The sequence below is a fragment of the Terriglobales bacterium genome (assembly GCA_035561515.1).
Lineage (GTDB): Bacteria > Acidobacteriota > Terriglobia > Terriglobales > Acidobacteriaceae > DATMXP01.
Genome location: DATMXP010000014.1, coordinates 127,782 through 139,551, shown reverse-complemented (window position 1 = coordinate 139,551; position 11,770 = coordinate 127,782). Strand labels below are relative to the sequence as shown.

Genomic DNA, 11,770 nt, shown 5'->3' with positions numbered 1-11,770 from the left:
CCATTAGCGGTGGCAAGTGTTGCAACTGGTGATGTCGTACACACTGCGCAGCTTGTATTCCTTCTTCAGGTAAGTCCCGAGTTCAATCTGGTCCGTGAACTCCTTGCCGTTCACAGTGACCGGCTTACCCGGCGCAGGTTTTTGGTACGCCATGTTGAATACCTGGTCCTTCGGACGCAGCACTTTTTCCGGCGCGCGATGGCAGCTCAGGCACCACTCCATCTGCATCGTGTTCTCTGCGTACATGAGCGGCATCTTGTCCACTGCCCCGTGACATTCGTTGCAGCCCACACCCTTATTCACGTGAATGCTGTGGTCGAAGTACACGAAGTCGGGCACGGCGTTCACGCGCGTCCACACCAGCGACTTGCCGGAGCGGAAGCTCTCGCGGACCGGTTCAAGCATGGGAGCATTGGTCCAGATCTGCGCGTGGCAGTTCATGCACGTCTTAGTCGGCGGAATCCCCGCGAAATTGGAGTTCTCCACCGACGTGTGGCAGTAGCGGCAATCAATCCCCAGCCCGGATACGTGGTGCTGGTGGCTGAACGGAACCGGCTGTTGCCGCGCTACACCTCTCCAACTGAAATAAGGAGAGCGCTGCAATTCCAGTGACGCCCATAACCCTCCGGACACCAGGACCAGTGCCAGAATGATCGATACTCGTGCGATTGTGTTGGTACTGCGATGAAAGATTTGGGGCATTACCTAGCCATTAGTTCCATCAGGCCAGAGGAAGGCCGTGACAACCGGCGCCCTCCCGCCGTTTGAATCGTGCTACAAATCACAAGCAGTGGTGACCCACATCACCGAAACATGTGATTGTAACAGGTGAGCCGCTCTATGTGTCTCGTACATTCTTCAACTTTCTTCAAACTGTTTCCCAAAATGGGAACAGTCATCCTCTACTCTCCACAGCGAACTCCGAAATTCCGCGACTGTTGCCTTTTCCGAGAGAACATCCGATTCCGGCGCCGCATCCTACCTTTGCGGGAGCGGAATAAACATGAACACCTCCGACGTACTCATTGAGACTTTGATCGACTGGGGAGTGGAATACGTATTCGGCCTGCCCGGCGACGGCATCAACGGCATCATCGAAGCCCTCCGAACTCGACAGGACAAGATCAAGTTCATCCAGGTGCGCCACGAAGAGACCGCCGCGTTTATGGCCTGCGGATTTGCGAAGACAACAGGCAAGCTCGGCGTTTGTCTCGCCACGTCGGGACCTGGCGCCATCCATCTGCTGAACGGTTTGTACGATGCCAAGCTCGACGGGGCTCCCGTGCTCGCGATCACCGGCATGCAATTCCATGACCTGATCGGCACTTTCACGCAACAGGATGTCGAGACGGACAAGCTGTTCATCGACGTTGCGCAATATAACCAGCGCGTTATGGGTCCGACGCACGTTGAGAACGTCACCGAACTCGCGTGCCGCACGGCGCTCACTTATCGTTGTGTAACCCACATTACCGTCCCCGTTGATATCCAGGAGCAGACGGTGTCCGGCGGAAAGCGCTCGAAGCGCAATGTCGCCGACCACGTCTCCAATGTTCTTGCTGCTTCCCCCCGAGAACCCGATGACGCCAACCTCCGCCGGGCCGCTGATGTGCTCAACTCCGGCAAAAAGGTATTCATTCTCGCCGGACAGGGTGCGCTGCATGCGACCGACGAACTCGAACAAGTTGCCGAGATACTCGGCGCACCGATTGCCAAGCCGCTGCTTGGAAAAGCCAGCGTACCTGACCACAGCCCGTACACGACGGGTCCTATTGGCCTGCTCGGAACCAAGCCTTCGCAGGAATGCTCCGAAAACTGCGACACATTATTAATGGTTGGAACTTCGTTTCCGTATATCGAGTTTCTGCCGAAACCCGGTCAAGCTCGCGGCGTGCAGATTGACGCGAATCCAACTCGCATTGGACTACGCTATCCGATGGAGGTAGGCATCGTTGCGGATGCAAAGAAATCGCTACAAAAATTAATTCCATTCCTAAAACGGAACGATGACCGTAATTTCCTCAAAAAGGCACAGGATGGCATGAAGGAATGGTTCGAGTTCATGGACAAGCTCGGAACCAGTGAAAGCATGCCGATGAAACCGCAGGTCGTTGCACACGAACTGGGACTCCGCTTGCGCGACGATGCGATCGTAACTTGCGACAGCGGCACCATCGCGACCTGGTGGGCGCGGCATATTCCAGCACGCCGCGGACAAAAGCACACTCTATCCGGGAACCTCGCCACTATGGCTCCGGGACTGCCCTACGCCTTAGCTGCGCAGATCGCATACCCTGAACGCCAGGTCGTCGCGTTTGTCGGCGATGGCGGCTTCAGCATGCTGATGGCAGACTTCGTGACCGCTGTCCGTTACAACCTGCCAATTAAGGTTGTGATCATCAAGAACAACTATCTCGGCCAAATCAAATGGGAACAGATGGTGTTTCTTGGGAACCCGGAGTTTGGCGTAGATCTGTCGCCAATCGACTTCGCAGCGTTCGCACATGCATGCGGAGGAGTCGGATACCACGCCGAGAAGCCAGGCGAAATCGGAAACACGATGGAGCAGTTCCTGGCGTCACCGGGGCCAGCGATCCTCGAAGCCGTGGTGGACCCAAACACAGCGCCGATGCCCGGCAAGATCAAGATGGAGCAGGCACTCAAGTTTGCGGAATCGATCGCGCGCGGAGAGCCTAAAGGACTGGAGATCATGAAGGAAGCCCTGAAAGACAGAGCCCGCCAGATCATCTAGCGAATCCAGGCTATCGGAGATTCATGACGAGCAACTTCTGTTCGGTCATGTCTTCGATAGCCCAGCGCAAACCTTCGCGACCGAGGCCGGATTCCTTGACGCCTCCGTAGGGCATGTTGTCCATGCGGAATGTGGGCACGTCTCCGGCGACAACGCCGCCGACCTCGAGTTCGTTGTACGCCTCAAAGATGAGGCTGGCGTCTCGCGTAAACAGGCCCGCCTGCAATCCGTAGCTCGAGCGGTTTACGGAACGAATGGCTTCTCGGAAATCCGAGTATTGCTCGAGCGTAACCACGGGTGCGAATGCTTCCTGGCAATTCACCCGCATCTCGGGCTTCGTCTGCGTCAGGATTGTCGGTTCGTAGAGCGTACCGTTTCGCCTGCCACCGGTGAGAAGCTTCGCACCCTGAGCGACAGCCTCCTTCACCCATGCTTCGGCCCTCATGGCATCCGATTCGCGAATGAGCGGTCCGACGTCGGTGGTTTCATCAAGAGGATTACCCAGCTTGAGTTTCCGCGTCTTCTCCATGAGCGCCTGCTGGAACGATTCAAAGATGCTGGCTTCTACGAGAATGCGCTGTACAGAAATGCAACTCTGGCCGGCATAGGAGAATCCTCCGGTAACGCAACGCTCGGCTGCGTATTCAAGGTCGGCGTCGCTGTGGATGATGACGCCGGCGTTGCCGCCGAGTTCGAGCACAACTTTCTTCTTTCCGGCACGTGCTTTCATCGCCCACCCCACGGGCGCCGACCCGGTGAAGGTGAGCAACTTGAAGCGGTCGTCTTCTACCAGGGGTGTTGCATCGTCGTTTGATAGAGGCAGAACGTTCAGGGCACCGTCGGGCCATCCGGCATGCTGGACAACTTCCCCAAGCATAAGTGCCGTCATCGGCGTTTGCGGTGCAGGCTTCAGAACCATCGTGCATCCGGCGGCGATTGCAGGCGCCACTTTATGCGCAACGAGGTTCAGCGGAAAGTTGAACGGCGTAATGGCCGCCACGGGGCCGACAGGAAACCGGCGCGATATTGCCCAGCGCCCTTCGCTGATCGACTGCTGATCGAGCGGAAGCACTTCGCCACCCATCCGGCCAGCTTCTTCGGCTGCGACGGTGAATGTGAAGATGCCGCGATCGACCTCCGCGCGCGCCGTCCGGATCGGCTTCCCTGCTTCGAGAGCGATCATGCGTGCGAATTCTTCTTTGCGATCGGAAATCTGCCGCGCAATGGAGTGCAGAACCTCTGCACGCTTGTAGCTGGGAAGGGCTCTCGTGATCTCGAACGCTTTCTGTGCGGAAACAATGGCGGACTCAAGGTCGGACTTCGCTGCGTACGTTACGTGTCCGACGATATCGCCGTTGAAGGGCGAGTGAATGTCCTTCTGCTCACCTGCGGTCGAGAACCTTCCGTTCAAAAGAAAACCGAACGACTTCACGCTTTCCTTCATGCGGATAGTGTAGTCGTTCGGCTCGGGTCTTGATCTTCTTCTGCTCTGGTTTTATTCGCCTGCTATTAAGGTTTTCACAACGCGTTGCGGACTCGCGTTTCGACTCGTGCGTCGCTCAAAAATGCTACCGCAGTGCGACGCGAGCATTCACCAGGTCTTCTTCGAGATCGACCTTCAGGGCAAAGCCAAGGCGATTGCAGATGGCTCTCATCTCACGGTTGATGCCCAACATCGTTGAGTGGACGTACTGTAACTTTTCTTCGCGCGCGATCAGCATCAATCGCCGCACCAGTTCGGTGCCTAATCCAAGATGCTGGTAATCGTCTCGGACGAGCACCGCGACTTCCGCTTCCGACTTGCCATGCAACTTGCTCAGCCTACCGACGGCGATGATCTGCGGCCCCTCGCCAGGTACGTCGCGCTCCGCGACGAGTGCCATCTCACGGTCGTAATCGATGAAGCAGATTCTCGTGAGCCTCTCGTGCGCGGTCCGCTGCGTCAGTTTCAGAGGCTGGAAGTAGCGCATGTATACCGTTCGGTCGCTGAGGCGCGAGTGGAAGTTGATCATGAGCGGCTCGTCTTCTGGCCGAATGGGACGGATCGTGACCTCGGTGCCGTTCTTCATGCTCCACTTCGACACATGCTGCACCGGATAGGGACGCACCGCCGGACGCGGCAGGTCTTCTTCTTTCATGCTGGACGGATGCAACACAACGCGAGCATCGAGCGCCTTTAACTCCTCGCCACAGATCAGCAGCGGGTTAATGTCGATCTCTTTGATCCAGGGCTGCTCCGTCACCAGATGACTGAATTTCACCAGCAAGGCTTCGAGCGGCTGCAACTTGATCTCACCGCGGTCTTCGCAGGATTGCAGTTCTTTGAAGACCCTTGTTTGCTCCATCATCCTTCGGGCGAGGGTGGTGTTCAACGGCGGAAGAGCGAGAGCACGGTCTTTATGGACTTCGACCATTCGGCCGCCACTACCGAACAGCAGAACAGGTCCGAACTGCGGGTCAATGCTGCTGCCGACGATCAACTCAATCCCGTCGCGCATCACCATCGGCTGCACCGTTACGCCGAGAAAATTCCCCGGCCCGGTGCGGGCCTCGATCGCCGACTGGATTTCGCTAAACGCCGCGCGTACAGCATTCGCGTCCCGCAGGTGCAAGCGGACTCCTCCAACGCGAGACTTATGTGTGATGGTCTCCGAGTGGACCTTCACTGCCACTGGATAGCCAATCTCTTCCGCATGGGCGATCGCTTCTTCTGCGGAATGCGCGATCCGGGTGTCGATTGTCGGGATTCCGTACTGTGCGAGCAGGCGCTTGGATTCGTACTCGGTCAACAACGCGCGTCCCTGCGCGCGCGCGCGTTCGATGGTTCCCTTCACGGCGTCGTGGTTCACGTCCGCATCTGCCTCGGGACGGAACACCGGTGTTTCGTAAAGGCCGCGCAGATTGTAGGTGTAGCGCCACATGTAAACGAAGGCACGGGTGGCGGTGTCCGGGAACTGGAACGTCGGGATACCAGCGCGGTTGAGGATCTCGTTGGCGGCTGCGACTTCGGTTCCTCCCATGAAGCACGTCAGGATTGGCTTTCCTGTGCCGCGTGCATACGGCTTGATCAATTCGGCCGTCTGTGTCGGCTCGGTGAGTCCTTGCGGCGCGGTCAGCACCAGCACGCCGTCGCAGTTCGGATCCTTCACGACCACATCAAGGGCCCGCGCGTAGCGCTCGGGACTGGCGTCACCGATGATGTCAATCGGATTGCCTTTGCTCCAGTGTGGCGGACATATCTTGTTCAGTGCCGCAATGCTTTCCGGCGAAAGCTTGGCCAGGGTGCCACCGGCGGCGATGAGGCCATCGGCGGCGATTACTCCCGGGCCACCCGCGTTCGTCAACACGGCCAGCTTCGGACCCTTCGGCCTTGGTTGCTTCGAGAGAACTTCCGACATATAGAAGATGTCGGCAATGGAATTCACGCGCAGCACTCCGGTTCGACGAAACGCCGCGTCGAGGACTTCGTCGCTCCCGGTCAATGCTCCCGTATGCGATGCCGCTGCGCGAGCCGCTTCGTCACTGCGTCCGGCCTTGATCACGATGATCGGCTTGGTCAATGACACTTCACGTGCTGCCGACATGAAGGCCCTGGCGTCACCGATGGTTTCCATGTAGATGACAATGGACTGCGTTCGAGGATCGTTGCCCAGGTAGTCGATCAGGTCGCCCCAACCAACGTCGAGCATTGAGCCCACGGAGACAAACGCGCTGAATCCCACCAGTTCGCGGAGGCTCCAGTCGAGGATGGCGGTGCAGAGCGCTCCACTTTGGCTGATGAATGCCACATTTCCCGGCCGCGCGATCTGTTGCGAGAACGTCGCATTCAGACCGGTAAGGGGATTCATGACGCCGTGGCAGTTCGGTCCGACCACACGCAATGGTGTTCCACGGATACGACGCAGGATCTCCCGCTCGAGTTCCGCGCCTTCGGGTCCGTGCTCGCGGAATCCTGCCGAGATGATGATGGCCGCCTTCACGCCGGCCTCTATGCACTCGCTGATTATCGAGGGCACCGTTGCCGCTGGAGTCACGATCAACGCCAGGTCCACCGGCTCCGGAACCTCCTTCACCGTGGGACAGGTCTTGATGCCGAGCACGCTGGAGCGTTCCTTGTTTACGGGAAAAACCGTCCCGCCGAACGGACTGCTCAGAACAGCCCAGAAGACGCGTCGTCCGATGCTGCCCTGCCGTTCGCTCGCGCCAATCACGGCAACGGACTTTGGATGGAACAGTGCATCGAGCGGATTTCGCTCGGTTCGGAGTACGTCGTGGGCGGGGTCCGTTCCGGGCAGTACGGCGCCGGGTTTTGACGAGGAGGGTTGTGCGCCGGGTTTCATGATCGACTCGTGTTCGTGCAGTCTAGCCTAGCTGGAACGCCGTGGGAATCCTGCTATCACCTCGCTGTGTGATACCGCGCTCGATTTCAAATTGGGAATAACGCCCGGCAGAAATGCAGCATGTCCTTGATAGGTGAACCTGCGGGGTATCCAATTTCAGTGTTCCGAGGAGCATCTCCAGAACAACTCTGTATTGATCACAATCCAGTTAGGAGCTTTCAAGAATGAAGAAATTTTTCACATTGCTATTTGCCCTCGCCGTCGCCTGTTCGCTGACCTTTGCACAGGCCGTCCCTGAGAAGAAGAACGAGACCGCTGAAAAGAAGACGGAGGAGGCTGCGGAGAAGAAAGCCGAGAAGAAGGAAAAGAAGGAAGCCAAGAAGAAAGCCAAGGAAGAAGCGAAGGCCGAGAAGAAAGAAATGAAAGAAGAGAAAAAGGCCGAAAAGAAGGACATGAAAGAAGAAAAGAAGGAAGAGAAGAAGTAGTCCATTCTGCCTGGCGAAAGCCCCGGGCCAACCGGGGCTTTTCTGTTGTCCGCTACGAAAGCGTAGAATCGCTCGCATGTGGCGCTGCGTGTTGATGCTTGCCTGCTCTTCTGTCCTGACACTTCCATCGATTGCGCAGGATGCTCGGACCACATCAAGCCAGACATCCGGTTCCCGGCAGGCGGATGAAAACACGGGCAAAGTACCTGACAAACAAAGCGATTCCGCGGCGCAACCCGCAGACAAGCCCAATCCCGTAACGAACAAATTGCGCAAGCTGCTCCCGGAATGCGTGAATATCATCTTCAGCACTTGTAAGGGCAATGCATCGCGCGAAATTGAGGCGCAGCAGCGCGAAGAAGAGCGTCTGGCGCATGCCGCCGAGCGATGCGCCAAATTGCAGGCAGCGTTACCCGCATCACTCAGGCCCACGACTACGACATCCAAATCAACCACAATTTCGCCGCAGGAAAGTTCCAGCCGTTCCGCGTCCTCTCCCGAGATTCATCCTTACTGCACTCCGGAAGACGTCCTTGCCGCCGAGCACGACGTGGAAGTGGGAGACTTCTATTTCAAAGACAAGGCGCTGAAGTCCGCGGAAATGCGGTATCGCAGCGCGCTTGAACGGTTGCCGGGTGAACCGATGGCGTCTCTTCGCCTTGCGCGGATGCTGGAAAAGACCGGCCGGGGTGCGGAAGCACTTACGTATTACCGCACATTCATGGAGTGGTCTCCGACGGGGAAGGAAGCGGAAGAAGCGCAAACCTCCATTCGAAGGCTGAGTTCATCCGCACAAAAGTAGCTGCCGACCGGGAGTTTTCATTTCCACCATCATCTGCGGTTTAGGGCAAAACTCGCCGTACCCCCCACGCATCCGACCAGAACGACCCTAACCCAGAGGCACAATTCCATGAATCAGACATTCAGAGATCGTGATCGGCAGCGCCGGAACGGCAACTACTCCGCCGTCCCGCGCTGGGCGGCGATAGTGGGCGGCAGCGCGTTGGCTGTTTATGGCCTTACTCGCCGTTCAAAGACCGGAGCCGCATTGGCTACCGCGGGTGGCCTGCTTGCTTTCGGCGGCACTCGCATTTCAACAGAACCGCAGGAAATCCATACCGAATCCAGCTTCACCGTCAATGTTTCGCCAGAAGAAGCTTTCCGTTTCTGGACCAACTTCGAGAATCTTCCTAAGTTTATGTCGCACCTTCAATCGGTTCGCGACCTTGGCAACGGGCGCTCCGAGTGGGTTGCTCGCGGCCCCATGCAGATGCGCATCAAGTGGACCGCCCAGATCGTCGACCAGCGTGAGAATCAGTGGATCGTCTGGCGTTCGGATGCGGATTCCGTACTCCCCAACACGGGTTCGGTACAGTTCCGCAAGGCACCGGGAGATCGCGGCACCGAGATCACGATCGTGATGCAATATCAGCCACCCGCTGGACCGATTGGCAAGGCCGTTGCCATGATGTTCGGCAAAGATCCTTCCCAGACCATCTACGAAGACCTTCGCCACTTCAAGCAGTTGATGGAAGCCGGTGAAATCGCCACCACCGTGGGACAGCCACACGGTCCCCGCTCCCTGAAGATCCGGATGAAGCAGGCGATCTACGACGATTACCGTCCGAAACCGACGCAGAGCGAGCGTCCCCAACCTCAACCCCAGGAGGTGGCATCATGAAAGCACTCTGCTGGTACGGCGCCGAAGACGTCCGAGTTGAAACGGTTCCAGACCCGAAAATACTGAACCCACGCGATGCCATCATCAAGATCACGAAGACTGCGATCTGCGGATCGGACCTGCACCTTTATAACGGCTACATGCCGACCCTTGAACAAGGCGACATTCTTGGCCATGAGTTCATGGGCGAAGTGGTCGAGGTGGGGCCGGGCGTGAAGAACCTGCAGGTAGGAGACAGGGTGGTGGTGCCGTTCACCATCGCATGCGGGAAGTGCTTCTTCTGCGGGCACGACCTCTGGTCGCTTTGCGACAACAGCAATCCGAATGCGTGGATCGCCGAAAGCCTGATGGGTTATTCGCCCTCCGGACTGTTTGGCTACACCCATATGACCGGCGGCTATGCCGGCGGGCAGGCGCAGTACGCACGCGTGCCGTTTGCCGATGTCGGGCCATTGAAGATCCCGAATGGTATCTCCGACGAAAAGGTTCTGTTCCTTTCCGACATCTTCCCCACTGGCTACATGGGTGCGGAGAACTGCAATATCCAACCGGGCGATACGGTCGCGATCTGGGGATGCGGTCCGGTGGGGCAATTCGCGATTCGCAGCGCCAAAATGCTTGGCGCAGAACGCGTGATTGCCATCGACAAGGTGCCGGAACGACTTCGCCTGGCCGAAGAGGGCGGCGCCGAAGTTATCAACGCTGACGAAGTGGACAACATTCTTACCGTGCTGCGGGACATGACCGCCAACCGTGGGCCGGACTCGTGCATGGACGCTGTCGGCATGGAAGCTAGCGGGCATTCACTCCCGTACGTGGTCGACAACGTAAAGCAGAAGTTGCGCGTGCAGTTCGACCGCCCGCAAGTCTTCCGCGAATGCGTGATGGCTTGCCGCAAGGGGGGAACGATTTCTGTTCCGGGCGTGTACGGCGGGTTCGTGGACAAAGTGCCGCTCGGCGCCGTCATGAACAAGGGTCTGACTCTTAAGACCGGTCAGACTCACATGATGCGATACATGAAGCCTCTTCTCGAACGCGTGGAGCGGGGCGAAATCGACCCCAGTTTCGTTATCAGTCACGTCTTACCGATCGACGAAGCACCGCGCGGATACCAGATCTTCCGGGACAAGCAGGAAAACTGCACCAAGGTGGTTCTGGATCCGTGGGCCGGAGCGGCAGCCGCATAGGACACGAACGGGAGCAGCGATCCTGCTCCCGTTCGTTCTCAATTCCAACCTTTTAAGCTGGTTTTTCGGCCATTCCGTTCAGGAATGTTAAAATAGCTGCTCTTCTCGGAATACATAATTCGCTGCAACTACGGAATCGCACTTGGCTGAGCAACTAGTTCCAGATCAAACCATAACCTACGCCGATGCAGGCGTGGACATCGAGCGTGCCAACCGCGCCAAACAACGCATTAAGTACCTCGCTCACCGCACCTTCAACAAGTGTGTCCTGAGCGACATCGGTGGCTTTGGCGGGCTCTTTGCCATCGACAAGAAGAAATACACGGATCCCGTTCTTGTCAGCAGCGTTGACGGCGTCGGCACGAAGCTGAAGATCGCCTTCGAAATGAATCTGCACCACACAATCGGTGCCGATCTTGTGAACCACTGCGTCAACGACATTGCCGTTCAGGGCGCAGCTCCCATGTTTTTCATGGACTACTTCGCCACCGGCAAACTTGATCCCGAAGTAGCCGAGAAGGTCGTCAGCGGCATTGCCGACGCCTGCAAGCACAACGGCTGCGCACTCATTGGTGGCGAGACCGCCGAGATGCCGGGCTTCTATACCGGCGGCGAGTATGACCTGGCCGGCTTCATCGTAGGGGTCGTTGAGCGCGAGAAGATCATCACCGGAAAAGATGTCCAGGTCGGTGACGTCCTGGTCGGACTTCCTTCCAACGGAATGCATACGAACGGCTATTCGTTGGCTCGGAAGCTGCTGTTCGAAGTCGCCAGGTATTCGGCCGAGTCTTACATCAACGAGATCAAGAACAAAGTCGGCAACGAACTGATGCGGACTCACAAGAGCTACTGGCCGGTGTTGCGTCGCTTGTTTGAGGCCGAGGCTGTAACCGCCGTAGCGCACATCACCGGTGGCGGCATCACTGAGAACCTGCCTCGCGTTTTACCGAAGGGTATGGGAGCTCATGTCCAACTCGGAAGCTGGCCGGTGCAGCCCATCTTCAGCCATCTGCAGAAGCTGGGAAACATCAACGACGCCGAAATGCTCCGCACCTTCAACATGGGAATCGGCATGATCCTGGTGGTCCCCCCGAAGAAGTTCAAGCGCGTTCAAACCGTGCTCGAGCGTGCAGGCGAAAAGGGCTACACCATCGGACGCATCCTAAAGGGCGACCGAAAGGTGTCGTACAGCTAACGCTTAACTCTCGAATAGGATCAAGCCGCCCACCGTGGGCGGCTTTTCTTTTTGACGGTTCATTCAGGCATTCGCCTGATTAGCCCGAGTTTTCCCTCCCAATTTGGTGCTCTAGTCACGAAAATATTCC

General features: G+C 57.5%; 9 protein-coding genes. 6 read left to right on the top strand and 3 right to left on the bottom strand.

Features of this window, described 5'->3' with window-relative positions; genetic code table 11:
- Positions 1-3: 3 nt before the first annotated feature.
- On the bottom strand, positions 4-702 hold the full coding sequence (locus VN577_05735) for a cytochrome c3 family protein (GenBank protein ID HWR14306.1): 699 nt from the start codon (positions 700-702) through the stop codon (positions 4-6).
- A 301-nt stretch (positions 703-1,003) separates the two neighbouring features.
- On the opposite strand from VN577_05735, the gene VN577_05730 reads away from it, so the two are divergent.
- The gene (locus tag VN577_05730) at positions 1,004-2,752 is read left to right on the top strand and encodes a thiamine pyrophosphate-dependent enzyme (GenBank protein ID HWR14305.1); all 1,749 of its coding nucleotides are present in this window, start codon (positions 1,004-1,006) and stop codon (positions 2,750-2,752) included.
- A 10-nt stretch (positions 2,753-2,762) separates the two neighbouring features.
- Here the strand turns inward: VN577_05730 and VN577_05725 are convergent, their stop codons facing one another.
- Both VN577_05725 and VN577_05720 read right to left on the bottom strand, forming a co-directional pair.
- Positions 2,763-4,184, bottom strand: a complete 1,422-nt coding sequence (locus tag VN577_05725) for an aldehyde dehydrogenase family protein (GenBank protein ID HWR14304.1) — start codon at positions 4,182-4,184, stop codon at positions 2,763-2,765.
- Between the two features lie 136 nt (positions 4,185-4,320).
- Positions 4,321-7,092: a bifunctional acetate--CoA ligase family protein/GNAT family N-acetyltransferase gene (locus VN577_05720; protein ID HWR14303.1), complete on the bottom strand. Its 2,772-nt coding sequence runs from the start codon at positions 7,090-7,092 to the stop codon at positions 4,321-4,323.
- A 224-nt stretch (positions 7,093-7,316) separates the two neighbouring features.
- On the opposite strand from VN577_05720, the gene VN577_05715 reads away from it, so the two are divergent.
- From VN577_05715 to purM, 5 genes are all read left to right on the top strand, one after another.
- A complete protein-coding gene (locus VN577_05715; protein ID HWR14302.1) occupies positions 7,317-7,577 on the top strand; it encodes a hypothetical protein in 261 nt (86 codons plus the stop codon).
- Between the two features lie 76 nt (positions 7,578-7,653).
- Positions 7,654-8,379 carry a hypothetical protein gene (locus VN577_05710; GenBank protein ID HWR14301.1) on the top strand — a complete coding sequence of 242 codons (726 nt, stop codon included), beginning with the start codon at positions 7,654-7,656 and terminating at the stop codon, positions 8,377-8,379.
- A 108-nt stretch (positions 8,380-8,487) separates the two neighbouring features.
- A complete protein-coding gene (locus VN577_05705; protein ID HWR14300.1) occupies positions 8,488-9,258 on the top strand; it encodes an SRPBCC family protein in 771 nt (256 codons plus the stop codon).
- On the top strand, positions 9,255-10,445 hold the full coding sequence (locus VN577_05700; protein ID HWR14299.1) for a zinc-dependent alcohol dehydrogenase: 1,191 nt from the start codon (positions 9,255-9,257) through the stop codon (positions 10,443-10,445). Before VN577_05705 ends, VN577_05700 begins: the two co-directional genes overlap by 4 nt.
- A 142-nt stretch (positions 10,446-10,587) precedes the next feature.
- A complete protein-coding gene (purM, locus tag VN577_05695; protein HWR14298.1) occupies positions 10,588-11,640 on the top strand; it encodes a phosphoribosylformylglycinamidine cyclo-ligase in 1,053 nt (350 codons plus the stop codon).
- The last annotated feature ends 130 nt before the right edge of the window (positions 11,641-11,770 follow it).

What these genes read in the sequence shown, in the direction of transcription:
- VN577_05730 (HWR14305.1), top strand. Translation starts at nt 1,004, where the DNA reads ATGAACACCTCCGACGTACTCATTGAGACTTTGATCGACTGGGGAGTG.
- VN577_05720 (HWR14303.1), bottom strand. Translation starts at nt 7,092, where the DNA reads ATGAAACCCGGCGCACAACCCTCCTCGTCAAAACCCGGCGCCGTACTG.
- VN577_05735 (HWR14306.1), bottom strand. Translation starts at nt 702, where the DNA reads ATGCCCCAAATCTTTCATCGCAGTACCAACACAATCGCACGAGTATCG.
- VN577_05705 (HWR14300.1), top strand. Translation starts at nt 8,488, where the DNA reads ATGAATCAGACATTCAGAGATCGTGATCGGCAGCGCCGGAACGGCAAC.
- VN577_05710 (HWR14301.1), top strand. Translation starts at nt 7,654, where the DNA reads ATGTGGCGCTGCGTGTTGATGCTTGCCTGCTCTTCTGTCCTGACACTT.
- VN577_05700 (HWR14299.1), top strand. Translation starts at nt 9,255, where the DNA reads ATGAAAGCACTCTGCTGGTACGGCGCCGAAGACGTCCGAGTTGAAACG.
- VN577_05715 (HWR14302.1), top strand. Translation starts at nt 7,317, where the DNA reads ATGAAGAAATTTTTCACATTGCTATTTGCCCTCGCCGTCGCCTGTTCG.